This is a genomic window from Devosia sp. J2-20 (assembly GCF_055808475.1).
On record NZ_CM147870.1, the window covers coordinates 2,192,871 to 2,218,482 of the forward strand.

At 61.9% G+C, this 25,612-nt stretch carries 26 protein-coding genes and 1 tRNA gene; 14 read left to right on the forward strand and 13 right to left on the reverse strand.

Annotation, left to right across the window (positions count from 1 at the left end):
- Positions 1-5: 5 nt before the first annotated feature.
- A complete protein-coding gene (locus AC0L37_RS10755; RefSeq protein ID WP_282221152.1) occupies positions 6-2,354 on the reverse strand; it encodes a GumC family protein in 2,349 nt (782 codons plus the stop codon).
- Positions 2,355-2,505: 151 nt separating this feature from the next.
- Between AC0L37_RS10755 and AC0L37_RS10760 the strand changes: the two genes are divergently transcribed.
- The 6 genes from AC0L37_RS10760 (at position 2,506) to AC0L37_RS10785 (ending at position 8,028) form a co-directional block, all read left to right on the forward strand.
- The gene (locus tag AC0L37_RS10760) at positions 2,506-3,057 is read left to right on the forward strand and encodes a polysaccharide biosynthesis/export family protein (RefSeq protein ID WP_212658320.1); all 552 of its coding nucleotides are present in this window, start codon (positions 2,506-2,508) and stop codon (positions 3,055-3,057) included.
- Between the two features lie 11 nt (positions 3,058-3,068).
- The gene (locus AC0L37_RS10765) at positions 3,069-4,199 is read left to right on the forward strand and encodes a glycosyltransferase family 4 protein (RefSeq protein ID WP_282221151.1); all 1,131 of its coding nucleotides are present in this window, start codon (positions 3,069-3,071) and stop codon (positions 4,197-4,199) included.
- Between the two features lie 72 nt (positions 4,200-4,271).
- Complete coding sequence (locus tag AC0L37_RS10770; protein ID WP_282221150.1) at positions 4,272-5,795, forward strand: undecaprenyl-phosphate glucose phosphotransferase; 1,524 nt, start codon at positions 4,272-4,274, stop codon at positions 5,793-5,795.
- Positions 5,792-6,907, forward strand: coding sequence for an O-antigen ligase family protein (locus AC0L37_RS10775; protein ID WP_282221149.1), 1,116 nt, complete (start codon positions 5,792-5,794; stop codon positions 6,905-6,907). The genes AC0L37_RS10770 and AC0L37_RS10775 overlap by 4 nt, the downstream gene beginning before the upstream one ends.
- Positions 6,908-6,933: 26 nt before the next feature.
- Positions 6,934-7,074 carry a hypothetical protein gene (locus tag AC0L37_RS10780; protein ID WP_282221148.1) on the forward strand — a complete coding sequence of 47 codons (141 nt, stop codon included), beginning with the start codon at positions 6,934-6,936 and terminating at the stop codon, positions 7,072-7,074.
- A 72-nt stretch (positions 7,075-7,146) separates the two neighbouring features.
- Positions 7,147-8,028, forward strand: coding sequence for a DMT family transporter (locus tag AC0L37_RS10785; RefSeq protein WP_282221147.1), 882 nt, complete (start codon positions 7,147-7,149; stop codon positions 8,026-8,028).
- Between the two features lie 21 nt (positions 8,029-8,049).
- Here the strand turns inward: AC0L37_RS10785 and AC0L37_RS10790 are convergent, their stop codons facing one another.
- The 11 genes from AC0L37_RS10790 to hemP form a co-directional block, all read right to left on the reverse strand.
- Complete coding sequence (locus tag AC0L37_RS10790; RefSeq protein ID WP_212658325.1) at positions 8,050-9,027, reverse strand: phosphotransferase enzyme family protein; 978 nt, start codon at positions 9,025-9,027, stop codon at positions 8,050-8,052.
- Between the two features lie 72 nt (positions 9,028-9,099).
- Positions 9,100-9,176 (reverse strand) — tRNA-Pro (locus AC0L37_RS10795).
- A 114-nt stretch (positions 9,177-9,290) separates the two neighbouring features.
- On the reverse strand, positions 9,291-10,229 hold the full coding sequence (locus tag AC0L37_RS10800) for an energy transducer TonB family protein (RefSeq protein ID WP_282221146.1): 939 nt from the start codon (positions 10,227-10,229) through the stop codon (positions 9,291-9,293).
- Between the two features lie 3 nt (positions 10,230-10,232).
- A complete protein-coding gene (locus tag AC0L37_RS10805) occupies positions 10,233-10,664 on the reverse strand; it encodes an ExbD/TolR family protein (protein WP_282221145.1) in 432 nt (143 codons plus the stop codon).
- Positions 10,664-11,356 (reverse strand): protein TolQ, encoded by a 693-nt coding sequence (gene tolQ, locus AC0L37_RS10810; RefSeq protein ID WP_212658328.1) that lies wholly within the window; start codon positions 11,354-11,356, stop codon positions 10,664-10,666. The genes AC0L37_RS10805 and tolQ overlap by 1 nt, the downstream gene beginning before the upstream one ends.
- Before the next feature lie 11 nt (positions 11,357-11,367).
- Positions 11,368-11,793: a hypothetical protein gene (locus AC0L37_RS10815; RefSeq protein WP_282221144.1), complete on the reverse strand. Its 426-nt coding sequence runs from the start codon at positions 11,791-11,793 to the stop codon at positions 11,368-11,370.
- Positions 11,793-12,617: a heme ABC transporter ATP-binding protein gene (locus AC0L37_RS10820; RefSeq protein ID WP_473315402.1), complete on the reverse strand. Its 825-nt coding sequence runs from the start codon at positions 12,615-12,617 to the stop codon at positions 11,793-11,795. The genes AC0L37_RS10815 and AC0L37_RS10820 overlap by 1 nt, the downstream gene beginning before the upstream one ends.
- A gap of 4 nt (positions 12,618-12,621) precedes the next feature.
- On the reverse strand, positions 12,622-13,713 hold the full coding sequence (locus AC0L37_RS10825; RefSeq protein ID WP_473312837.1) for a FecCD family ABC transporter permease: 1,092 nt from the start codon (positions 13,711-13,713) through the stop codon (positions 12,622-12,624).
- A gap of 5 nt (positions 13,714-13,718) precedes the next feature.
- Complete coding sequence (locus tag AC0L37_RS10830; RefSeq protein ID WP_212658330.1) at positions 13,719-14,588, reverse strand: heme/hemin ABC transporter substrate-binding protein; 870 nt, start codon at positions 14,586-14,588, stop codon at positions 13,719-13,721.
- A gap of 7 nt (positions 14,589-14,595) precedes the next feature.
- Entirely contained in the window at positions 14,596-15,660 is a 1,065-nt protein-coding gene (locus AC0L37_RS10835; protein ID WP_282221143.1) for a hemin-degrading factor, read from the reverse strand.
- 3 nt (positions 15,661-15,663) lie between these two features.
- Entirely contained in the window at positions 15,664-15,843 is a 180-nt protein-coding gene (gene hemP / locus AC0L37_RS10840) for a hemin uptake protein HemP (protein ID WP_269369709.1), read from the reverse strand.
- 195 nt (positions 15,844-16,038) lie between these two features.
- Here hemP and AC0L37_RS10845 point away from each other — a divergent pair, with 195 nt between their 5' ends.
- Positions 16,039-18,129 (forward strand): TonB-dependent receptor domain-containing protein, encoded by a 2,091-nt coding sequence (locus AC0L37_RS10845; RefSeq protein ID WP_282221142.1) that lies wholly within the window; start codon positions 16,039-16,041, stop codon positions 18,127-18,129.
- 60 nt (positions 18,130-18,189) lie between these two features.
- On the opposite strand, the gene AC0L37_RS10850 is transcribed toward AC0L37_RS10845, so the two are convergent.
- Entirely contained in the window at positions 18,190-18,924 is a 735-nt protein-coding gene (locus tag AC0L37_RS10850; RefSeq protein WP_269369706.1) for a GntR family transcriptional regulator, read from the reverse strand.
- Between the two features lie 171 nt (positions 18,925-19,095).
- Between AC0L37_RS10850 and AC0L37_RS10855 the strand changes: the two genes are divergently transcribed.
- From AC0L37_RS10855 to AC0L37_RS10885, 7 genes are all read left to right on the forward strand, one after another.
- The gene (locus AC0L37_RS10855; protein WP_282221141.1) at positions 19,096-19,944 is read left to right on the forward strand and encodes a fumarylacetoacetate hydrolase family protein; all 849 of its coding nucleotides are present in this window, start codon (positions 19,096-19,098) and stop codon (positions 19,942-19,944) included.
- 151 nt (positions 19,945-20,095) lie between these two features.
- Complete coding sequence (locus AC0L37_RS10860) at positions 20,096-21,001, forward strand: VOC family protein (RefSeq protein ID WP_282221140.1); 906 nt, start codon at positions 20,096-20,098, stop codon at positions 20,999-21,001.
- 35 nt (positions 21,002-21,036) lie between these two features.
- Positions 21,037-21,609, forward strand: coding sequence for an NADPH-dependent FMN reductase (locus tag AC0L37_RS10865; RefSeq protein ID WP_282221139.1), 573 nt, complete (start codon positions 21,037-21,039; stop codon positions 21,607-21,609).
- Between the two features lie 42 nt (positions 21,610-21,651).
- Positions 21,652-22,539, forward strand: coding sequence for an alpha/beta hydrolase (locus AC0L37_RS10870; RefSeq protein WP_282221138.1), 888 nt, complete (start codon positions 21,652-21,654; stop codon positions 22,537-22,539).
- Positions 22,540-22,650: 111 nt separating this feature from the next.
- Complete coding sequence (locus AC0L37_RS10875) at positions 22,651-23,577, forward strand: Ldh family oxidoreductase (protein ID WP_282221137.1); 927 nt, start codon at positions 22,651-22,653, stop codon at positions 23,575-23,577.
- 32 nt (positions 23,578-23,609) lie between these two features.
- On the forward strand, positions 23,610-24,074 hold the full coding sequence (locus AC0L37_RS10880; protein WP_282221136.1) for a tripartite tricarboxylate transporter TctB family protein: 465 nt from the start codon (positions 23,610-23,612) through the stop codon (positions 24,072-24,074).
- A gap of 4 nt (positions 24,075-24,078) precedes the next feature.
- The gene (locus tag AC0L37_RS10885; protein ID WP_282221135.1) at positions 24,079-25,569 is read left to right on the forward strand and encodes a tripartite tricarboxylate transporter permease; all 1,491 of its coding nucleotides are present in this window, start codon (positions 24,079-24,081) and stop codon (positions 25,567-25,569) included.
- Positions 25,570-25,612: the final 43 nt, after the last annotated feature.

A 25,612-nucleotide genomic window follows, 5' to 3' on the forward strand; every position in this document is an offset into this window, starting at 1 on the left:
CAACTTCAACGGTGTCGAGATCCTGCTTCGATCAGTTGCGTGCGCGTATCGGCGACGGCAGTGCTGTCGTCCTTGGCATCTGCCACCAGCACCACGCGACCGTTGAGCCCGGCAAACATGGGCAGGGTTGAGTTCATGCCAACCCGTCCTGTGAGCAGCACCACGACCTCATAAATGTCGCCCAAGGCCTCGATCAGCGTTGCGGGCTTGCTGGATTTGCGCGCGATTGAGCGGCCTGTACCCCAAGGGATTTCGGCGAAGCTGTTGTCGGCAGACTTGTGCACGACTTCACCGAAGCTGGCGGCATCCATGCTCAAATCCGTCAGTCCCACGTCATCGCCGATGCGGGTACTGCCGGCATCGACCAGGGCCACACTCAGGCCCCGCGCCAGGGCATCAGCAACAATCTCTTCGGCCACGGCTTCACATTCACCGTGCGAGCGATGCGCGGCCAGCAGCACCAGATGGGAGCGGCCCAGCACCAGATCGCCGGTCAGCTCACTCATGCTGATCAAGCCCGGAATGGCCTCATCGGCTGGGGGCGCAGTGGTAGCTGCCGTTGCTGGCATGGCGTCAACAACAGGCTTGGCCGGTGCGACTTCGACAACATCTTCAGCGGCCAGCGCACGGATCAGGTCTTCATGGCTTGAAGCAGGCTTGTTGACGGCCGCCGGTTCATCCCAGACAGGCTGCTGCCAGACGGGCTCGACCAAATCTGCTGTCTCGCCGAATTCATCAGTGGCAACCGGCTCCATTGCAGCCAATGGCCCAACGGTCTCAACAGCATCGGCATGAGCCACAACCTCCTGATCGAAGACGGGCTCGGCGGCTTCGTCAGTAACCGCATCATCAAACTGATCCCCAGCCGGGACCTCAAATTGCTGATCGGGCTCAAGCTCGGCTTCGGAGAACGGCACTTCGTCGAGTTCATCCTGCGCCCGAACCGGCGCACTGCCCTCAATGATTGCACGCCCCGACATCAGTTCGGTGAAAACGATCAGGCCGATCTGGGTAGCAAGGGCGACAATGCCAACCGCCATCAGGATCAGGGCAGTCTTTGGCGAAGCAGGCGATACCGATGGCGCAGCAAGACTGACGACGCGCACATCAGGCAATGCCGAACTGGTCTCGGTGCGCGAGAATGCCTCGTTATAGCGCTGCAGGTAGCCTTCGAGCAGATCGCGCTGCGCCTTGGCCTCGCGCTGCAGCCCATCAAGGGTCACAGTATCCTGCGTCGCGGTGGATGCGGAGACCTTGGCGCTCGTCAAGTCAGCCTTGAGGGAGGTTTCCAGATCCGCTTCGATCTGGGCTTCGGCTTCGAGTGCATTGGCGACGCGCCGGCCTTCCAGAGCGATCTGATTGTCGAGCTCGTTGATCTGTGCGGTCAGCGCCCGAATGGTGGGGTGACTGGACAGCAGGGTTGCCGAACGCTGGGCCTTCTCGGCCTGCAGGGTGGCCTTATCTTCGCTCAGGCGCTGGATAACCACGGGATCGCGGACATCGGTCACGCCCTCAATGGACTGGCCGCGCTCAAGCATGCCGCGGATCATCTGAGCACGCGACAGAGCGGTGTTCTTGCGCTCCTGGGCGGCATTGATCTGGGTGGCGACAGCCGAGAGCTGCTGATCGAGCAGGCTGGTATTATTGCTGCCAGTGAAGAGATCATTGTCGACCTTGAAACTGGCGACAGCCGTTTCGGCCTCTTTGACTACCCCGCGCAGACGCTCGATCTCGGCGCGCAGCCAGCTGGTGGCCTCGGCCGTATCCGACAGGGAGAGCTGGGCACGACGGGCGACATGGGCATTGGCGACGGCGTTGGCGATATCGGCAGCGCGCTGTGGATCGGTCGAACGCACCAGCACCGAGATCAGACGGGAATCGCGCTCCTGAACAACGGTCAGGGCCTTGTTGAGATTTTTCAGCACCGTCTCATCAATGCTCACCGGGGTCGCCTTGCGACCCAGGAGCTGGGTGATGATGCTGATGGGCGACAGCCCGCTATTGGTGGAACCATTGAACTCGGGCACCGAGCGGAGATCCAATTCGTCGATCACCTTGAGCAGCGTGTCGCGCGACTGGATCAGTTCGATCTGACTGGATACCACCCCGGCATCGGTGCCGGAGGAAACAGGCGCCACCTCGTTGGACGCAAGCGAATACACGTTGCTGCGCGCTTCAACCAGAATGGATGCAGAGGACTCATAAAGACGCGGCACGAACAACAGCACAGCGAAGGTGACTGCCAGAAGAACCAGAGTGACCAGAATGATGCGCGGCAGACGCCGCACAACAGCACCAAGCACTGCGGCAACGTCGATCCGCGCGTCGCGCACGGCTGGTGACTCATAGGTCATGGAAGTTCCTCGTTCTATGTCCTGATTTAATGTCACCGCGTGGTAAGCATTTGGTTAAACAACTCGCACTTCGCGAAATGCACGCGCAGCGAAGGGCTTTATTAACCATGGCAAGCCAGACTGCAGGCATCTCAAAACGCGCGGGATTGTTATGCGTTGGTTACCCCTGCTCACCATTGTTCTGATGCTGCCGCTGGCGGCATGCGCAACGACGCGCCCGGCAACCTATCTGGTGGAAACCCGAGGCCCGTATGACCTCGACACCGGCGACACGGTCAGGGTCACGGTCTATGGCGACGCCGAACTCACCGGCTCCTACAAGGTCGACGACAGTGGCGCGGTGGCGTTCCCGCTGGTTGGCCCGGTTCAGGTGCGCGGCACCACCACCAAAATGGCAGCAGCCAGCATCGCTTCGGCATTGGCCAATGGCTATATGCGCAACCCGGACGTAGCCGTGGAAGTCGCCGAATACCGACCGTTCTTTATTCAAGGCGAAATCGGCGCTGCCGGTCAGTTCCCCTATGTCTATGGCATGACAGTGCGCGCCGCGATCAGCACAGCGGGCGGTTTCACAGACACCGCCAATCGCAGCAATGCCGTGGTGTATCGCCGCCAGGGCGGCGAGATGGTCAAGGGTACGGTCAGCCTAGATTTCCCGATCTATCCCGGCGACACCATCGTGATTACAGAACGCTGGTTCTGACGGGCATGCCAATGACTGCTGGAAAGCTGCGCATTCTGCAGGTGATGCGGGCGCCAGTGGGCGGCTTGTTTCGCCACGTCGCCGACCTCACCCGAGAACTGAGTGGCCATGGGCACAGTGTTGGCCTGGTGGTCGACAGTCTGGCCAATGACGCGCAGACCGAAAGCCGGCTGACTGAACTGGCGCCGCATGTGGCGCTGGGCATCCATCGCTTTGATATGCCGCGCGTGCTGGGTCGGGGCGATCTGATCACGCCGCTGGCGGTGCGTAAACTGGCCAAATCACTCGACATCAACGTGCTGCACGGCCATGGCGCCAAAGGTGGCTTTTATGCCCGGCTGGCCCGTCTGGGCGGGAGCAAGGCTGTGGCCGTCTATACCCCGCATGGCGGCGTACTTCACTTTGACAAGTCCTCGGCATCAGGCCGGGTGTTCCACATGCTCGAGCGCTGGCTGATGGGCCAGACCGGGGCAATCGTATTTGAAAGTGCCTATGCGCAGGCGACCTATGGCGGGCTGATCGGTGCGCCCACCTGCCCTTCACGGGTGATCCATAACGGGTTGGCCGCTGATGAATTCGTGCCGGTACCAGCCAATGCCGACGCCGCCGACTTCGTGTTCGTTGGCGAATTGCGCGACCTCAAGGGCATTCACGTTCTGATCGAGGCGCTAGCGGGCGTAAGGCGGGCCGACGGGTCACCGGCAACTCTGGTGATCGCCGGTGATGGCAGCAGCCGCGATGCGCTTGTCGCCCAGATCAACCAGCTTGGCCTTGAGGCACGCGTCAGCCTGATCGGGGCGCAGCCTGCCCGGCCCAGCTTTGCCCGCGGGCGGATTGCCGTGGTGCCATCGCTGGCCGAGTCCCTGCCCTATATCGTGCTGGAAGCGGCGGCGGCGCAATTACCGGTGATCGCGACACGGGTTGGCGGCATTCCCGAAATCTACGGCCCCACGTCATCAAGCCTGATTGCGGCCAATGATGCCGTGGCGCTGCAAGGCGCAATGCAGGCCGCGCTGGACGCCCCTGAGGCGACAAGGCAGGAAGCGGTGCAACGCGCCGCGTATATTGCCGAGCGCTTCTCGCTGGCGCGCATGGCTGGGGATATCGAGGCGCTTTACGCGGAACTGACCGCCCCAGCTTAAGCGCTTAGCTTCACTGACTTTAAACGCCTTGCGCACAGAATGCCGCCAGATTCCCATACTGGTAGCGTTCCCATGTATCGTGTCGACCCCAAGCAGGCTCTGCTTGAACATGCAAATAAGCAAAAAGCGGCAGGCAATGCCGATCGTGAACTCTCGCCACAGGCGGAAGCCATCATTGCCGCACCGGCCGAACGGATCATATCCGGCGCCGTGGTGGTGGGTGTGGCCCAGGTGGTGGAAGCGCTGCTGCTGGCCACGCTGGGCTATGGGATCTACGCGTTCTACGTGGAACTGGGCCAGCCGACATTTTATGTCCCGGTGATCCTGGCGTCATGTCTGTTGGCCAATGTGCTGTTCAACGCGGCGCGCGCCCATCGCATCACGGCCTATCGCACCATTTTCAACCAGCTCAGCCGCGTGCTGGGCGGATGGACCCTGGTGATGGTGGTGCTGGCCGTGGGCATCTTCTTTTTCAAGGCAAGTGACCTGTTTTCGCGGGTCTGGCTGGCGGGCTGGTTTGTCGGTGGCGCCGTTCTGCTGATTGGCTATCGCATGGGACTGCGCGCCATGGTGATGCGCTGGACCCAGCAGGGCCGACTGCGGCGGCGTACGGTTATTGTTGGCGGCGGCAGCGATGCCGAAACGCTGATCGACCAGGTGCGTGCCAGTGCCAGCAACGACATTTCGCTGCTGGGCCTGTTCGATGACCGCATCGACAATCGTTCGCCCGAGAGCGTGGCGGGCGTGCCCAAGCTGGGCAAGGTGGTCGACCTGATCGAATTTGCCCGTCGCACCTCGGTTGATCTGGTGATCGTATCGATGCCGTTATCGGCCGAAAAGCGCGTGCTCGACATGCTGACCCAGCTCTGGGTGCTGCCGGTCGACATTCGGCTATCGGCACATATGAGCAAGCTCAAATTCACCAACAAGGCCTATTCCTATGTTGGCGACATCGCCGTGTTCGACATGGCCGACCGGCCGATTTCGGACTGGAACCTGGTGTTCAAATGGGTGTTCGACAAGCTGGTGGCGATCACCGCGCTGGCGCTGCTGTCGCCGGTCATGATCGTCACAGCCATCGCGATCAAGCTCGAGAGCAAGGGGCCGGTGTTCTTCCGGCAGAAGCGACACGGCTTCAACAATGAGCTGATCAGCATCTACAAGTTCCGCTCGATGCGCGATGACATGGCTGATCTGACCGCGTCCCAGCAGGTGACCCGCAATGACGCGCGCGTCACCCGGGTCGGCAAGTTCATCCGCAAGACCTCGATCGACGAGCTGCCGCAGCTGTTCAACGTGCTCAAGGGCGAGTTGTCCATCGTTGGCCCGCGCCCGCATGCGCTGCAGGCCAAGGCCGACAATCAGCTATATTACGAGGCTGTGGAGGGCTATTTCGCCCGCCATCGCGTTAAGCCCGGCATGACCGGCTGGGCGCAGATCAATGGCTGGCGCGGGGAAACCGACACCATCGACAAGATCATGCAGCGCGTGAACCACGACCTGTATTATATCGAGCACTGGTCGATCCTGTTTGATCTCTACATCGTGCTGATGACGCCGGTGTCGCTGGTCTCCAAGAACGAGAATGCCTATTGACCCAGAGCGGCACCATGGATGGCGCTGGGGTGACCGGCTTCGCCGGGGCGGGACTGGCGTTTGTTCGTGGCCGCGCCATGAGCCTGCTCGACATGATGGTGGGGATCTGGATCTTCACCGGCGGGCTGGTGCTGTTTGAGCCCTCGCCTTACGAGCTGACGTTTCTGGTCGTGCTACCGCTGGCCTTTGTGGCGGGCATGGGGATCTACCGCTCAACCTTTGGACTGCTGGCGCTGCTGGTGGCCTTTACGCCATTCGCGCTGGTGGCGTGTTTTCAAGTGCGCTTCACCCCGATCAGCGACGCGCTGATCTTTTCGATCGTCACCATCTTCCTGCTGCTGACCAGCTATTTCATCGCCAATTATGTCGCCGGAGACACCGAGCGCCGCATGCGCATCGTGATGCGCGCCTATACGGCGGCAGCGGTGATCTGCGCGATCGTGGGCACGCTGGCCTATCTGGGGCTGATACCGGGCGCTGATATCTTTCTGCGTTATGGTCGCGCCAAGGCGACTTTCAACGACCCTAATGTTTATGGCCCCTTCCTGATCCTGCCGGCCATGTATGCGCTGCAGCGTGTGCTGCTGGGGCGTGGTCGCATGCAGTTCTGGGCGGGGGCGATCTACATGGTGCTGTTCGTCGGCGTGTTCGTGAGCTTCTCGCGCGCGGCCTGGGGGCATTTTGCGTTTTCATCGATCATCGTGCTGGGACTGTGCTTCGTGCTTGAAGCGGCGGCACGCGACAAGGTGCGCATCATGATCATGTCGCTGCTGGGCGCAGCGATGCTGGTGGTGGCGCTGGCCGGGCTGCTCAGCATTCCCTCGGTGCAGTCGCTGTTCGAAGTCCGGGCGGCAGGACAGAACTATGATTCCGGCGCAACGGGGCGCTTTGGCCGACAGGCCTATGCGTTCGAGCTGGCGCTGGACAATCCGCTGGGGCTGGGGCCGCACGAGTTCGCCAATCTGCGTATCCGTGAAGAACCGCACAATGTCTATGTGTCGGTGCTGCACGTATATGGCTGGGGCGGCGGCGCGATGTATTACCTGCTGATCATTCTGACATTGTGGCGCGGCACAGCCGCTCTGGCACGCCCCTCCCCTATCGGCTGGTGATGATCCCGCTGATGGGAACATTCACCATGCTGGTCGCAGAGTCGGCGATTATCGACAGCGATCACTGGCGCCACTGGTATCTGATCGCCGGGCTGATCTGGGGCATTTCCAGCGCGATCAAGAACGACCCACGGGGCAGCGTGGCGCGCGAGAGAATGCTGATCTAGGCCTGACTTGGCGCCTCCGCATGATAGGTTGAGATCGGGAATCGGTCGCGCGTGCGGCCGCGAGGAGGCTGCATGACAGCGACGACAACTGGCGTACGCTCGCAAGCGAGCGTGGGCATAGCCTTGATGTGTGTCGGGGTGGCGTGCCTGTGCGTGAATGACGCCATCGCCAAGACGCTGACGCAGTTTTACTCGCCCGTCCAGATCCTGTTCCTGCGCAATCTGATCGCCCTGCCGATTGCGGCGCTGATCGCCTTCAAGATGGGTGGGGCCCAGGCCCTGCGCTCCCATCGTCCCGCAGCGCATCTGCTACGGGGGATCGTCTGGTTGTGTGCGGCGGTGCTGTTCTTCTCCGGCCTGCGCTATCTGGAGCTGGCCGAAGCGACCATTTTGGTGTTCACCGCCCCCGCCTTCATCACCGCGCTATCGGCGCTGGTGCTCAAGGAACAGGTAGGTTGGCGACGCTGGCCGGCGGTGCTGGTGGGGTTCGTTGGCGTACTGGTGGTGGTGCGCCCCGGCCCTGAGACCTTTCAGGCTGCTTCGCTGTTTCCGCTAGCCACGGCGCTGTTCTACGCGCTGTTGATGATCAGTTCGCGCTGGGTGGACCCGCGCGAGAGCATGTGGACGCTGATGCTGTACCTGGTTGGCGCTGGCGCCCTGCTCAGCGCATTGATCACGCCGTTCTTCTGGGTGACACCCATGGCCGAGCATATCTGGCTGTTTATCGGCATTGCGGTGTTCGGCACGGCCGGGATCACCATGATGACACAGGCGTTTCGCTTTGCGCCAGCGGCGGTGGTTGCGCCGTTCGACTATACATCCCTGCTCTGGGCGACCTTGCTGGGCTGGTTGATCTGGGACGAGGTTCCCCCCGAGACAGCCTATCTGGGCGCGGCGATCATTATCGGCAGCAGCCTGTTCATCATCCTGCGCGAACAGCAGGTTCGCGCCTGAGACTGACGGGTTGGCTGCAGGTTATTGCGGCCAGATGGCGCCGCGCAGATAGCGTTCTGCCAATTCGGCGGTGCCGTCGGCAAAGCCGGGCATATGCAACTGAGCCAGCTTGGTCTCGGCGTGTGAGCCGATCCAGGCGAGCAGCGCCATACGCCGCAGCATGATCATGGAATCGATCGAGGCAATGTCTTCGGCCGAGAGTGGCCGAACGGCCTGATAGCGTTCCAGCCAAGCGGCCTTTAGGGCGGGAATGGCCGGGTTGGTCTCATGAAACGAGATGGCTGCGGCAAAATCGTAGGTGAACCAGCAGAAACCGCAATCGTCGAAATCGATCAGCGCGACGTGGTCGCCATCCACCAGCACATTGCCCAGCCGCATATCGGCATGGATCAACCCGTAACGATCGGCACCAATGCCATAATCGCCCAGACGCTGCCAGAGCGCGGCGTCCAGACTGTCCAGTACGGCGCGATTGCTGGCATTGATGCCGGGCGCGGCCCGCCAGTCACCCCAGGTGCCTTCGACATCGAGAATTGAGCCCGCCCGCCAACTCTGGCGCTCAAAGCTGGCCGGGCGGTCCCACTGGGTCACGTGTTGATGTAAGGTCGCCGCATAAGTTCCCAGCGTACCAAACAATTCGCCAAGATTACTCTCGGGTGTTGGCTCAATGCCGGGAATATGGCGGAACAGCACAGCCATGCGCTGTGTCCCGTCGCGGCCAGTAAAGTTTTCCAGCAGCTTGCCAGCCGAGCTGGGAACCGGTTCGGGCACGGGGAGATCGGTATCGCGACGCAACGCCTGAAGCCAGGCCAGCTCGCTTTCGATCGACTGTACCGACTGGTAGCCGGTGCGATGAATGCGCAGGCTGAAGCAGCGATTGTCGAGCGTGTCGATCTTGAAGGTGTGGTTCTCCGAGTAATTGACCAGCTCGGTGCGCGCCCCGCTCAGGGCCGGCCAAAGCTGCAGCGCTGGTTCAATATCCTGGGATGTCAAAGGCATCAGGCAAACTCCGACGGTCCAGCCTTCGTGATCGAGCTGGGCGCGGTATAAAACCGGCCGTAAAGAGTGTGATGGTCGGAGCGGCGGGATTCGAACCCACGACCCTTTGTCCCCCAGACAAATGCGCTACCAGGCTGCGCTACGCCCCGACTGCGCGGAGACATAGAGAAGGTGGCGTTTTGAGGCAAGCCCGTTTTTTGCAGGACATGTGCACTAAGCAGTTATTTCGCGCGAACGGCGTGTCCTGGAGCATTGAGTTGTCCCTAGTTGCGCCTGAAAGCGAGGGGTATCTGCACCGTCTGGTGAGAGACGCCGAGCCCCTGCGGCAGCGGTGGGAACGGCGCAGCGCGGGTCACTGCGTCGAGCGCGGCCTGATCTAGCGCCGCATTGCCCGAGGAAGCGGTGATACGCAGTGATGAGAGCGCACCTGAAGCGGAGACATTGAAGCGGACCATGACATCACCGGTGGCACCCTTGGCGCTGCGTGGATAGCGCTGGGCATTGGCCAGAGCCCGCCGGACCTGACGCTCCCAGGGGGCGATATCGGCGCTGCCCCCACCGCCTGTGCCACCTTGCTGACCGGCGCTGGCCTTACCCGCGGCGGTATCGGCACTGTTGGAGCCACCATTGCCGGCGCTCCGGGCCGCCACGGCCTGTGGTTTGGGCTGTTGGCGGGGGCGCTGTGTGGGTTCGGACGGCCGCTCAAAGCTGAGCGTGTGGGGCACGGGCGCGGCGTTGAGGTCAGCCGTTGAGACCGGCTCAAGCGTTGCGCTCACCGGCATGAGCGCAGGCGTGACCGGCTCGCTGGCCACCGCACTGGAAACCAAAGGGACCACGTCGAGGGTTTCGATCAAGGCTGAAGCCGTGGCCAGAACGGTCGCGGCGGGGACAGGGGTGACCGGGGGCAATGGTTCGGTGGCCTGGGGCTGTGGAGCCGGCTGGTTCGGCTGCAGGCTCTGAGTTGGAATGGGCTCGATAGCGGCGCTCTGCACCGCCTGGGTGCCCGAGGACACCAGATTCTTGCTGGCCGTGCTCTCGATGGTGGCGTTTTGATTGGTCGAGACCGTCGCCGTGGTCACGATATCGATGGTGACCGCACCGGGGGCTGGCGCATCATCTGGTTGTGGCCAGGTAAAGCCTATCAGCGCGACGCCGAAGATACCGACATGCACCAGCGCTGAGCCAGACAGGGCATAGCGCATGGTCTAGGGCGTCCTCTGGGGTGCTGTTACCAGACCGATGCGGGCGTAGCCGGCACCGGCCAGTTCGCCCATCACTTCAATGATGGTGCCATAGGCCGTGTTGGTGTCGCCGCGCACATAGAGCCGTTCATCGGTGCCGTCTCCAGCGAGCCCGGCAATGGTGGTGACCAGCGCATCGAACGTAACGGGCTCACCGTCGATGGACAGTGCGCCGGCGGACTCGACGGTGATGGTGATGGGCTTTGACTGCAAGGGCATGGCCTGCGCCTTGCTCTGCGGCAAATCAATTGGCACGCCGGTGGTCATCAGGGGCGCGGCGACCATAAAGACAATCAGCAGTACCAGCATCACATCGACCATGGGGGTGATGTTGATGTCGCTGATCGGTGCCCGGCCCCGACTGCGCCTGGCCTTGCTGCCCAGTGCCATGCCCATCAGAGCGCCTTTCCGGCGTCCAGCTGCCGCGACATCAGCGCGACAAGACGATCCGCAAAGCCTTCTAGCCGGGCAATCAACTTACCGGAATCGGCGCTGAGCTTGTTGTAGGCGACAACGGCGGGGATAGCCGCCAACAGCCCCAGCGCCGTTGCCAGCAACGCTTCGGCAATGCCGGGCGCGACGACCGCCAGGCTGGTGTTTTCGGCCGCGGCAATGGCGGTGAAAGCATTCATGATGCCCCAGACCGTGCCGAACAGCCCGACAAAAGGCCCGGCGCTGCCAATGGTGGCAAGGAAGCCAAGGCGCTTTTCGAGCTGGGCGCTCTGTTCGCTGACCGCCAGGTCCAGGGCGATTTCGAGGCGACTTTGCAGCCCCATGGTGGTGGCCGCCTGAGCGGCGTGGCTCTTGTCCCATTCCTCCATGGCCGCCAGAAACACCGCGGAGAGCCCGGCCGGATCGGCACCGGCATAGTCTGCCCGCAGGGCCGCCAGCGATGGCGCGCCCGCAAATGCCCGATCGAAGGCTGCCATGTCGCGCCGGGCGGCACGGTAGGCCGCCAGACGGTTGGCGATGATGGCCCAGACATAGATCGAGGCAATGAGCAGGCCGATCATCACCGATTTGACGACCCAGTCAGCCTGCATGAACAGGGCGAACATGGAAAAATCATGGGCGGGGGCAGCAGTCATGGTGTTTTGCCTCAGATGCCAAAGGTGATGTCGGGCCGGCTGGTCGTAACGAGCCCGGCAAGGCACGCGGTGGCAGCAATGGCCTGCCCTTCACAGGCGGCAATATCGTTGATCAGCAGCCGGCCAATCCCGGTGCATGGCAGATCCGCCAGTTCGAACTGCAGCACCTTGGTCTTGCCCTGGGTCAGGCCCTTGAAGTCGAGCGTGACGATACGGTCAATGGCACCATCAGTGGTGAAGAAGGCCACTTCCACCGCGGCCCGATCAATTGTGCCGTCCAGACGATTGGTGGCCAGAAAACTCACCCGGCAGGCGGTGTCACTGGCCTGCAGCGCATTGAGTTCGAGCGTCAACGCGGCTGGTGGCGGCGTTTGCTGCGCGTGTGCTGGTGCGAGGGTGAGCGCGCCAATCAGGCAGGTGTAAAACAGTCGGATCATCAGGCAACCTTGCTGGAAAGAGTCTGCTCGCCCGCGCGCTGCACGGACTGCGGCAAAACGAAGGGGGCAGCGTGTGGGGGGAGCGCACCGACCCGCATGGGACAATCGAAAACCGCGGCGATCAGCTCGTCACGCAGTACCTCGGCGGGGTCGCCCAGCCCCGCCACCCGGCCATCACGCAGCGCCACGATCTTGTCGGCATACATGGCCGCCAGATTGAGATCGTGCAGGATAGCAATTACGCCGCCGCCGGCATGGGCGAACTGGCGCGCCACATCCATGATCATCAGCTGGTGTTTGATATCCAGGCTCGAGACCGGCTCATCGAGAAACAGGTAGCGCGGCTCGCCGTCGAGCACGGGTTTCCAGACCTGGCAGATGACCCGCGCCAGTTGCACGCGCTGCTGTTCGCCGCCAGAAAGCTCGCCATAGAAGCGGCCGCCAAAGCCGGCGAGATCAACGCGCTGCAAGGCATCATCGGGCAGATGGCGCAGGCCGGGCACGGCGATGCCGGGGCGACCTGCCGTCAGCCCCATGGCGACCACTTCGCGCACGGTGAAGGGGAACGGCAGATTGCTCGATTGCGGCAGCACCGCGCGCAGGGTGGCTGCGGTGGCCAGCGACATGCAGGCCATGTCACGGCCATTGATGGTGATCGAGCCACCATAGGCGTGATCGCGGCACAGCGCCTTGATCAGGGTGGATTTGCCCGAGCCATTGGGGCCGATCACCACCGTGAGCTGGCCGGGCCGTGCGGTGAAGCTGACATCCTCGAGGATGCGCCGGGGGCCGATATCGACAGAAATCTTGTTGACGGAAATCATCATGTCACCAGGCAAAGGCGGCGCGTTTGCGCAGCAGGATCCACAGGAAGAACGGGCCACCGACGGCCGCGGTGACGATGCCGATGGGCAACTCGGCCGGGGCCACGATGACGCGACTGACCGCATCGGCCAGCAACAGGAACGAAGCACCCAGCAGCGCGGTGGCGGGCAGCAGATAGCGGTGGTCGGGCCCGATCACGAGGCGCAGCAGATGCGGCACGACGATGCCGACAAAGCCGATGCCACCGCTGACCGCTACAGAGGCGCCGGTGGCGGCGGCAACCGTCACCACCACAACCCGCTTGAAACGCTGGACCGGAATGCCGAGATGGCCCGCTGTCGCCTCGCCCAGCGTCAGGGCGTTGAGGCCCTTGGCCAAGAAAGCAGAAACCGCGAGCGCGGCAATGATGATCGGGCCAGAGGCCATGATCTTGGTCCAGTTGGCACCCGAGAGAGAACCGAGACCCCAGAAGGTGAGGTCGCGCAGTTGGCTGTCGGTGGCGATATAGACCATCACCCCCGTCACCGCGCCAGCCAGCGCGCCAAGGGCAATACCGGCCAGCAGCATGGTGGCAATGGCGGTCTGCCCGCTTCGCGTGGCCACGCGATAGAGGATGAAGGTGGTGACAAGGCCACCAACAAATGACGCCAGTTGCAGGGTATAGATGCCCAGAAATGCGGTCAGCGGCGCCAAGGCGGTGGTGCCCAGCACAATGATGCTGACAGCACCGAGCCCTGCCCCGGCCGACACGCCGACCAGTCCGGGATCGGCGAGCGGGTTGCGGAACAGACCCTGCATGAGCAGGCCGGAAACCGCCAGTGCGGCGCCGATCAGCATGCCGAGCAGCATGCGCGGCAGGCGGATATTGTAGATCACCGCATAGTCGCGCACGGCCTGGGTCTGGCTGTCGGGCACCTGGCCGAGCCAGGCGCCGATGACGTTCAGGGTGGAGGCCCCGGAGGCGCCCGTGGTCATGGAAATGACCATGGCGACCAGCAAGAGCCCGATTAGCGCCAGAACCGTGATGCGGCCCAGACTGCTCCGATCACCCGCGGGCGCATGCGCAGCAACCTGCGCAAAAGACACTATTGCCACCTGCGCTACTCGCCGTAGAGCGCGTCGACGAGATCGGTAACGGCCTGCGGCGCGCGGGGACCAAAGCCCAGCAAATAGGAGCCTTCAAGCCGGATGATGGCATGATCGCGCCCGGCGGGCGTCAGGGCGATGGCCGGATTGCCGAACAGATCGGCATCAATGGCGCTATGGTCTTCGCCGCGCTCCATCATCAGGATGACGTCGGGCGCCGCGGCGATGATCGCCTCTTCGGTCAGCGCCTTGTAGCCGGGATATTCGGTGATGGCGTTGAGGGCCCCGGCTAGCTCGATAATGCCATTGGCGGCGGTATCGGTACCCGAGGCCTGGATCTTGCCCCCTTCGACCGAGAGCACGAACAGCACGCGCTTGCGGTCAGTCAGATCGGCGGTACGGGCCTGAACGGCCTTGAGCGCTGCGTCCAGTTCGCTGGCGAGTGCCTCCGCCTTGTCGGTAACATCAAGGGCCTGCCCCACGGCACGCACCTTGGTCAGGATGCCCTCGGCGCTGAAGCTCTCTGGCACTGTCTGGTATTCAACCCCGGCATCGACCAGCACTTCGAGCGCCTCGGGCGGGCCACTGCCTTCAACCACCAGCAAGGCGGTGGGGCCAACCGACAGCACGCCCTCGGGCGCCAGGCGTCGCATGTAGCCGACATCGGGGAGTGCGGCAGCCGCTGCGGGATATAGCGCGGTCTGATCGCGGGCGACCAGACGATCCTCTTCACCCAGCGCGTAGATGATTTCGGTCAGCGAGCCGCCAATGGAAACCAGCCGGGAGCTGTCTTGAAACGCGTGCAGATCCTGGGCGGCGGTGGGCAGCACGAGCGTGGCGAGAGTGGCAGCAATGATGCCGGTATGGCGGAAAGACAAGGTCATGAAAATCTCACGCAGCGTTGGATTGATCAAAAAGCGGAAGGGCTTCTACGATGGCGCGCCAGCCAGCCCGTTCATCGTGGCCCTCCTGGCGTTTGCCGAAGAACTGAATGATGAGTTCGCGGTCGGCGTCATAAACTTCCACCGAGCTCACGTGACCATCCGAGGTGGGCTTGCGCACGGCCCAGACCGAGGCAATCTGGTCGAGGCGCAGGTGCAGATGGAAGGTGTCGTCCATCACGTTAAGCCAGGGGCCCATGGTCTTGATGGTCTTGACCGGGCCTGAGTGGATCTGGATGCAGCCGGGATTGCCGACAAAAGCCATGATGGGCAATTCTGCAGCGACCGAAGCGTCAAACATGGATGCCACAGCGGCATGGTCGAGCTGGAAGGCGTAGTCCTCCCCCACCATTTCGATCGCATCGAGACGCGGCAGGTTGAGCGCCTGAAGCAGACCGAAGAACTGATGGGTATCAGTCATGGCCGACCACCGCTCGCGCAGCTCGGCGAGGCTGCCCGACTCGCCCTTGGGCTCAGGCGTCTGGGGGGCTGCCAGCGAGATCGCATCGTCCTGCTCGGCATGGCGCAGCTTGTCGATCAGTTCGTTCCAGGCATCCGTATTGGTGTCGGGGCGCGCATGCACCTTGTGGATGGCCATGCCCTGGGGGTCAAAGAACTGCAGTGAGCGCCGCACTGCGCCCGCCTCGCCTGCCTTTTCGACCGCAAATCCGAAGGCCCAGCGCGACGGGAAGACACGCAGGTCGATCTGCTCACCAAGAACCATGGACGCGCGCGCTCCGATCACCACCTTTTCGACGGGCCCGATCTTTTCGTGCACGGCGCTTTCGTTGCGGGTCAAGGCCATGACCTCGCCACAGGCCTGCAGCCCGTTGAGCAAAGTATCGACATCCGGGCGCAGGCGAATGGCAGTGGTGCCCACCTGGGCTGCCACCAGTTCGGCCTCGGAAATGGCGTGAATGCGGGCGAAATCACGCTCGCGCATCTCAGGATGTCGGGCACGCAGCTCACGAATTTGCGCAGGGGATTTGGCGGCAGGCAGTTGGGTCATTGTCATGGCCTATTTGGTCAGAATGAGTTTGTCCTGGCGGGTGATCCGCAGGCGATAGGGCGCGCCGTTGTGCAGCACGACGATCTCGTCATCGCCGCCAAACAGCTCGGCGGTCGTGAAAATGCGGTGCCCCTGCCCTTCAGATTCGGCGGGTTCGGCATGGAGTGGCTGGGCGGTTCTTGTCGTCACAAATGTCTCGTCAACTCGGGTCTGCGGTGTCCGGGACAGGGTGTCGCGGGGGCTCACTATTTGTTGACTCTACTACTCATGTTATCTAGAGGAGGCAATAGGTGATTGTTTAAGTCATATTAAAAAAGACACATTCCCCTGCAGCCAGCCAACAGCCAGCCAATCCAAAAAACACTAGAATTCTGGAGAATACGAATGGGGCTGGTCAGGTCACAGGCGACTGCACTGATGTGCGGCGCAGCATTGGGCGTGGTGGGAATGCAGGCAGTTGCCGCGCAGTCCGTCGGCGTGAATACGACGAACATCACAATTCTGGAGCGGCTGGTCATCGGTGCCGGCGCACCCAAGATCGCGATCGACACGCCGCAGGCTGTGACGGTGGTCAATCAGGACGATATCGACGCCGCCCAGGCTACCAGCATTGGCGATGTGCTCGACACCGTGCCGGGCGTCACCCTGATCGGCTCCGAGCGCGTGCTGGGTGAATCGTTCAACATTCGTGGCATCGGGACAGCTGAGACTTCGGGCGATGAAGCGCGCATCGTGGTCAATGTTGACGGTGCCAAGAAGTTCTATGAGCAGTACCGTATGGGCTCGTTCTTCTCGGACCCTGAGTTGTACAAGCAGGTCGAAGTACTGCGTGGTCCTGCCTCGTCAACGCTGTACGGTTCAGGCGCCCTGGGCGGGGTGATCAACTTCACCACCAAGGATGCCTCGGACTTCATCGGCTATGACAAGACCGGCGCGGCGCGGCTCAAGACGCAATACAGCTCCAACGGCAATGGTACGCTGGTGTCAGGCATACTGGCGCAGCAGATCAGTGACACGTTTGAAGTTCTGGCAGCGGGCAATTGGCGGCGCGCCGATGAGATCACGCTGGCCAATGGTGAAGCGCTGTCAGGGTCAGACTTCCAGTCACTGTCCGGGCTGATCAAGGGGACCGCGCATTTTGGCGACAATGACGAACAGGTACTGCGCCTGTCCTATCAGCGCTGGAACAGCGATGCCGAAGATCAGGCCTATGCCCAGACCGGCACCTCGGCCATGTTCGGCAATGTCGATCGCAAGGTGCTCGACCAGACGGCCGTGCTGGCCTACGAGAACGCCGATAGCGACAATCCATGGGTCGATCTGAAGGTCAATCTGTCGTTCTCGGACACGACCGTGTCGCAGAGCAATTCAGCAACCCTTCTGGGCGCTATTGGCGATGCTGATTACGGCTATCGCACCTGGCAGGCCAATATCGAGAACACCTCGGAATTCGATACCGGCGCCTGGGTGCACTACCTGACCTATGGCGTGCAGGGCTCGTTTCAGGAGCGGACCGCCAATTCCACGCGCGGCGGCGGAACCGCGGGTATCACCACCCATCCCGAAGGTCAGGAAAAGCGGCTCGGGCTGTTTGTGCAGGATGAAGCCATCTATGACGAGCGGCTGACCTTGATCGCCGGCGTGCGTGGCGACTTCGCGTTCCAGACGCCCAAGCGCACCACGCAGGGGGAATACGACATCAATGATTTCGCGGTCTCGCCCAAGCTGGCGGCGCTCTATGATATCAATGACAATGTCTCGGTATTTGGTTCTGTCGCCCATACCCAGCGCATGCCGACACTGGACGAGCGCTACCAGTATTCCACCACGGGCCGCACGCCGGGCAAGAGCCCGAGCCTGAACCTGAAAAAGGAAAGCTCGAACTCGTTTGAGGCCGGTTTTGCCCTGTCGGGCTATGAGCTGGTGCAGGATGGGGATCAGGCCAGCGTCAAGATCACGGGCTTTTACAGCGATCTGACGGACATGATCGAGTCATCGCCAGCTGTTGCGGGCAACACCTATTATCGCAATATCGGTGAAGCCACGATCTATGGCGTGGAAGTTGAAGGCGCCTATGAATCCGAGCGTCTGTTCGGTCGCGTGGCCTATAGCGCCACCGTGGGCACGGACGACACCACGGGCGATGCCCTCACCTCGATCCCGGCTCACAAGCTGGCGGTGACGGTCGGCGGCCGTGAGCCTGAGTTCGGGCTTGAATATGGTGTCAAAGCGGTGTTCGCCGCGGCTACCGAAACCGGTGTGACCCCAGCAAGCGGCAGCGACAAGAGCACGCCGGGCTATATGAGCTTTGATCTGTTCTCGTCGTGGAAGCCGACATCGGGCGTGCTGGCCGGCACGGAGGTTCGCGCCTCGATCGACAATGTGCTGAACGCCGATTACCGCGACAACCAGACACCGGACCGCTCTTCGGGCCGCACGTTCAAGTTGTCGCTGTCCAAGCAGTTCGACTGGTAATCTGCCGCCAGAAAAAGAGCCCTCGCTGCATGCGGGGGCTCACGTGCCTGTAAGCTTCGACTAGAGGTTTTTCAGGCCAGCCTTGGTCGTATCGCGGATATGATCCTCAATCAGCTGGGTGGCCTTGGCGACATCGCGCGCAACGACCGCCTGCATGATCAGACCATGTTCCTTGAACTTGGTCTTGCCCATGCCTTCGGGCTGCATCTTGGCCAGGAACCGATAGCGATCAAGCTGATCGAACATCATGGTGCGCAGGCGAAACAACCAACGCCCCTGACAGGCAGCCACCAGTGACTCGTGGAATTCGCGATGGCGCTGCACCCATTCGGTGTGTCGCTCCATGCGCTGTGGCCAGGGCAGGCTTTCAATGATGCTCAGCCGGTGATGGGCCGCCACGATCTGGCTTTCCCACACGTCGTCACCATGGGCAATTGAATCGGCCAGAGCCCGCTTTTCGAGATCCACATAATAGTCCGTGACCTCGATGAGTTCCTCGCGCGATACCTGGGCGACCTTGAAGCCCTTGCCGACCTCAACGGTAACGAAACCCTCCGATACCAGTTGCGAAAGTGCCTCGCGCAAGGTGCCAATGCCGACCTCATAGCGCTTGGTCAGATCAGCGAATTTGAGCTTTGAATCCGGCAAAAAGACATTGCTGACAATGTCATCGCGCAAACGCGCCACAATATCGCGTCCGGCGGATGGCTCGATCCGCTGGGTTTCACGACGTCCGGCTCTTTTGAGATCCTCGGTCAGGGCTATTCCCCTTAGCTCTGGCTGCAAACGGTCCACCTGACTAAGTCATATTTTCGAAACTTTCAACGTCAATCAGATTTTCGAAAACCACGAAGGGTACGGGTTTTGCGGGCCGCTCTGGAAAAATCCGAGCAAACTCATCGACATGGGTTTCACTTCACGCTAATTCCATTATAGGTTTATTTTCGAAACATTTGAGGATTTCGAATGCGCTACCTTTCCTTTGTCCACGACGGCATCTCCTCCTGGGGCATGCTGGGGGAATCCGGCATTGTCGATCTGGGACAGCATCTGGGCGCGCAGTTCCCCGATTTACGCAGCTACATTGCTGCTGGGTATCCGGATGCCGCATTGCTGGCCGCCCTGCCCGCAGCGGTTGCACTGGAAACGGTGACACTAGCGCCGGTCATCCCCAATCCCGAAAAGATCGTGATGGCGGCGCTTAACTATTATGAACCGGGTCAGGATCGTGACGACAAGCCCGATTATCCCGTGCTGTTCCTGCGGCTGCCCGCTTCCCAGATTGGCCATGGCGCCCCCCTGATCCAGCCGAGGTCTTCGCAGAAGCTGGATTATGAGGGCGAACTGGCGGTGATCATCGGCAAGGGCGGACGCCATATTGCCCGCGAAGAGGCGCAGTCTCATGTGGCGGGCTACGCCATCTACAATGATGGCAGCGTGCGCGACTGGCAGCGCCACAGCCACCAGTTCACGCCGGGCAAGAATTTTGTCGGCACGGGCGCCTTCGGGCCATGGATGGTAAGCAGCGACGCCTTGTCGCTGCCGCCCGAGGGGCTGTCGCTGGTGACCCGCGTCAATGGCGTGGAAAAGCAGCGCACAGACACATCGCGCATGATCTTCGACGTGCCCTATCTAATTTCCTACATCTCCACATTCACCCCGCTGGAGCCTGGCGACGTCATCGTGACCGGCACCTGCAAGGGCTTTGGCGCCACGCGCACGCCACAGGAATTCCTTACCCCCGGCGATCTGGTGGAAGTCGAGATCGACGGACTTGGCCTGCTCGCCAATCGCGTGGCTGTAGAGGTCTCGTAGGGCACAAACAGGCCACACCAGCAGCCCGCAAAGCCGCCCGAAACGACGCCCTTCTTTCAATCATGGGCAAAGTTTCGAAAATAATTGCGAGTGTGGAATGTGTATGTTACACCGCTTCAAGAATTCGAGTTTGCGCCACCGGGAGGGTGTTTTGAGCTATCTGGTAAATGCAATTGGCCATATCCAGCTGAACGTAACGGTAATGGATGAGCTGGTTAGCGAAGCGACCGACATCCTCGGCCTGCACGTCACCCGCTGCACTGACAACCAGACATGGTTGTCGTCCAATGGCCGACAGGCCGAACTGGTGCTGCACAAGGCGGCCGAAAATTCTGTCCGTTCCATCGGCTTTGAAGCTGTCTCGACCGCTGCAGTCGCCGAAGCGGCCAGCCGCGTGGCAGATGCCGGTTGCCGACTGATTTCGGAAAAGCCAACTCTGGACTGCTGTGCTGCGGGCATCGTGTTCGTGACGCCGCAGGGCCACACTTTCGAGATCCACACCCCGATTGCCGACAAGATCTATGATCGCCGCCACTATAGCGCCGGCGTGGGCGCTGTGCGGCTTGACCATATCAACCTGACCTCGCCAGAACCTGCCGAGACCCGCACGCAGCTTGAGCAGATCATGGGTCTGCGCCTGACCGAGAAGATGGTCGATGACAGCCTGAGCTGGATGCGCGGCGGCAATCAGCTGCACCACATTCTGGGCATTGTTCGCGGCCCTACCGGCGTACACCACTACTCGTTCGAACTGGCTGAATTTGGCGATTACTGCCGTCTGGGTGATCGTCTGGATACCGTCGGCAAGGAGTTCGTCTGGGGTCCGGGGCGTCACCGTCCGGGTGACAATACCTATGCCTATTACATCGACGCCTGCGGCGCGATGGTCGAGCTCGCCAGCGGCATGGCCATGGTAGCGGACGACGACAATTTCGAGCCCAATATCATTACCGCGCTCAAGCGCCCGGAAAATGTCCGCGTGATGAATGTGTGGGGCACACCGGCCCCCGCGCCCTGGCTTGCCCACAGCTTCCCGTACGCCAAGCCTGCCGCCTGATCGCGGCGCGCCCCACTATTGTTGAAGGAATACCGATGCCAACACTTGGCGTATTAGAAGGATCACTGCGCAAGGCGTCGCTATCTCGCGCTGTCGCCCGTTCGACGACTGATCTGGCGCCCGAAGGGCTCGACGTCGTGCTGATGCCCAATCCGGGCACCCTGCCCCTGTTCAATCAGGACGTGCTTGACGAAGGCATGCCAGCCGCCGTTTCGGCGCTGGCCGATGCATTGGCAGGCATTGATGCCCTGCTCATCGTGACACCGGAATATAACTGGTCGATCCCGGGTGGCCTGAAGAATGCCATCGACTGGGTCTCCCGCCTCAAGCCCAATCCGCTTGAAGGCATGCCCGTGGCAATCTGGAGCGTTTCGCCCGGCATTCTGGGCGGTGCACGCGTGCATGAAAGTCTGCGCCACGTTCTGCACTCGCAGGACATGGTCATCATGGCCAAACCCGAAGTGCAGGTTGCCGGGGCCAGGAGCAAGGTCGACGTGGCCGCAGGCACCGTCACCGATCAGGTGACGCGCGATTTCCTGAGCGCCCACCTCACCCGCCTGAACGCCATTATTCAGGTCGCAGCCCAAAAGGATGCGGCAATTGCCTAGTCAAACTCCGGCTCACTCGCACGCCACCGGAAAGGAAATGCCATGGAATACCCACTGAGTTTCATGTCAGACGGCCTCAAGCTGTCGGGCGTGTTGCACGTTCCGGCAGGGCGCAAGCCGGGCCAGAAACTGCCAACCTTCATCGTGCTGCACGGCTTTGTGGGCACCAAGGACAAGTCGCATGTCGAACTTGTCGCGCGGATGATCGAGGATATGGGCTATTGTGCGTTCCGCATCGATTTCCGCGGTTGCGGCGAGAGCGAAGGCGCGCGTGGCGAGGTACGCTGCTTTGACCAGGTTGCCGATACCAAGAATGCCCTGACCTTCATCGCCGAGCGCGAAGAGGTTGATGCCGAACGGATTGGCGTGACCGGGCACAGCTTTGGTGCTGCCGTGGCCATCTTTGCCGGTGGCATCGACGAGCGCATTGCAGCGGTGGTTTCGTTCTGCGGCTGGGGTGATGGCGAGCGCAAGTTCCGCGGTCAGCATCCAACGCCCGAAGCGTGGACGCGCTTTACCGAGATTCTCGATCGCGGCCGCAAGCAGAAGGAAGAGACGGGCGAAAGCCTGTGGGTCTCGCGCTTCGATGTGGTGCCGATTCCCGAAGAGCTGCGCGCCAACCTGTCGCCCAAGGCGCAGTTTGAAGTGCCCGTGGAAACCGCGCTGAGCATGTACTCCTTCCGGGCCGACGATGTTGTCGCCAATATCGCGCCGCGCCCGCTGCTGCTGTTCCATACCGCCAATGACGTGATCACCCCGATGGAGCAGTCGATCCGGCTGTTCGAAAAGGCCGGCAAGAATGCCGAACTGATGATCCCGACCGGTGTATCGCACTTCCCGCTATCGGATGAAGACGCGCCCCACACCCGCTCGCTGGTGCAGGCATGGCTCGACAAGCACTTCCCCACGCCACTGGCAAAGGGTGCCTGATGAGCTGCTATAGCCCCCAGGATCTTGAACACTTTGCGGCGGCTCTGCTGTCGGCGGGCGGGTTTGCCCCCGGCCATGCCGAGCAGACCGCCAAGGTGCTGGTCTGGGCCAATGCCCGCGGTGCGGATCTCGCACGGCGTGCTCCGCATTCCGCGCTATCTCGAAATGGTGCAGCAGGGGATCATCAACCCCGTCGCTGAGCCGCTGGTAATCCAGCGTGACGGCGCGACCGCCATTCTTGAAGCGGGCAATGCACCCGGCGCCAGCGCCATGGTGGCGGCGATGACCCAGGCGGTCGAAATCGCTTCGGGTCTGGGCATTGGCTGGTGCTCGGCGCGCAATATCACTCATGCCGGCGCGGTCGGTTATTATGCCCTCGAAGCCGCACAGCGCGGCTATGTGGGCATTGTGATGACCGCTTCGGGCCCCTTGATGGCCTATCACGGCGCCAAGGTTTCGGGAGTGTCGACCAATCCGCTGACCATTGCGGCGCCCTCGGGCGGCGATCCGCTGCTGCTCGACATGTCCACATCGACCGCTGCGCTGGGCAAGATCATGCTGGCCAAGGATGCCGGTACATCCATACCCGACAATTGGGGCCTGGACGATCAGGGCCTTGCCACCGAAGACCCCGCCAGCGTCAAAACGCTGACGCCACTGGGCGGGCCGAAAGGCTCGGGTCTGTCGCTGATGATCGAGGTTCTTTCGAGCATTCTGGTGGCCAATCCGGTGATCGCTGCGGCGCTTGAAGGCGGCACGGCGCGGATGAACGGGCTGGCCCTGGCGATCAAGGTTTCGGCCTTTGGCGACGGCGCAGCCTTCCGCAATGAAATTGACCGGCTGGCAACCAATCTGCGCCAGTTGCCTCGCGCTGCGGGCATTGATGCCATTCTGATGCCCGGTGAACGCGGCTTCAGGACGGCACAGCAGCGCCAGCGCGATGGCATTCGTCTGGCCACAGGAACCCACAAACGCCTGACTGCCCTGGCTGAGCAACTTGGGGTCGCGGCACCGCGCCCTCTCGAGGACGCTTTATAGCCAAGGGCAAATTCTCTGGGAGGAGAAATACGTTGCAGGACACCGATCGGCCCACAATATCACTCTGGCGACGCCTTATCAGCGGCGCCACAGTGATCGTATTCGGCGCCGCCATGCTGGGCATATCCTGGTCCTATCCGACCGGCAGTGTCAGCCAGATGGGCCCAGGCTTCATGCCTCATGTCATCGCCATCGGGCTGATGATCATGGGGGCCGCGGTCCTGCTGGCCGATCTGCGCGACACCGGCCTGAGCAAGGGCGCCCCGCCCCACTGGCGGGCACTGATCCTGATCTCCGCCTCGGTGATTGTCTTTGGTGCGGTGATCACGCGCGGCGGCCTGGTGCCAGCCATGTTCGGTGCCGTTCTCATCTCCACGCTGGCCAATAGCCGCACGTCCATTGTGGGCACGCTGGTCTATTCAGCCGTGGTTACGTTGTGTGGCTGGCTGCTGTTCATTGTGGCACTTGGCCTGCCGATCTCGGCATTTGGGAGATAGGGCGATGGCTGAACAATTCTTCATGGGCCTGTCGATCGTGCTGCAGCCAGAAGTGCTGATGTACGCGTTTTTCGGTGTGCTGCTCGGACAGGTGATCGGCGTGTTGCCCGGCGTCGGTGCGATTACCGCCATTTCCCTGCTGCTGCCGGTGACGTTCTATCTGGACGCGACCACCTCGGTGATCCTGCTAGCCGGCATCTACTACGGGTCGCAATATGGTGGGGCCATCGCCTCGATCCTGCTCAACCTGCCGGGTACCCCTTCTTCGGTGGTGACCTGCATTGAGGGCTATCCGCTGGCCCAACGTGGCCGGGCCCGCTTTGCCCTGCTCACCACGGCGATCTCATCGTTTCTGGGCAGCATGTTCGGTGTTGCCGTTGTGGTGCTGGCCGCCATTCCCATGGCTGCCCTGGCGCTGCAGTTTGGCGCGCCTGAATACACCATGCTGGTAGCGCTTGGTCTGGTTGCTGCGTCACTGATCAGCTCGGGCTCGCATCTGCGTGCCTTCGCCATGGCCATTCTGGGCATCGCGCTGGGCATGGTGGGCTCCGATATCAATACCGGCCAGTACCGTTTCGTGTTCGTGCCGGATCTGGCCGATGGCATTAGCCTGGTATCGCTGGCGATGGGCCTGTTCGGCCTTTCCGAGATCATCCGCAATGCCAGCAAGACCGAACCACCCAAGCCGCATATCAATCTGACGCTGCGCGACATCTTCCCCAACCGTGCCGAGATGCGCGAGATGGCTGCCCCCATTCTGCGCGGATCGGGCGTAGGCGCCTTTTTCGGCGCCTTGCCCGGCACGGGTGCCGCGATCTCCTCGTTCATGGCCTATGCGCTGGAGCGCCGCGTTTCAAAGACGCCAGAGAAGTTCGGCACGGGGCACTTGCCCGGCCTGGCGGCGCCCGAAGCCTCCAACAACGCTGCTGCACAGACCAGCTTCATCCCGACCCTGACCCTGGGTATTCCCGGTGATGCGGTGATGGCGCTGATCATTGGCGCACTGATCCTGAACGGTGTTGTTCCCGGCCCCCGCATGATCGTCGACGAGCCAACCCTGTTCTGGGGCGTGATCGCCAGCTTCTTTGTCGGCAACATCATCCTGCTGCTGATCAATGTGCCGCTGGTCGGCATCTGGGTCCGCCTGCTCAGCATCCCCTATTACCGGCTGTACCCGGTCATCGTGCTGCTGATCTGCGTGGGTGTCTATTCGCTGCGCAGCAGTGTGATCGACGTCGCGCTGACGCTGGTGTTCGGCCTGATGGGTTACATCATGAAGCAGTTCCGCTTTGAACCTGCTCCTGTGCTGCTCGGCTTCGTTCTGGGCCCCATGCTGGAAGAGAACTTCCGGCGCAGCATGCTGCTCTATAGCGGAGATTTCAGCATCTTCGTGACCCGCCCGATCAGCGGTGTGCTGGTTGCGTGTGCCGTCGCCCTCATCGGTTTTACCGTCTTCTCGAGCATCAAGGCACGCAGAAAGCCGAACCATTCGTGAAGACATTCCGGCCTTTCATCGGTCTGAGGCCAGTCGCAATTTC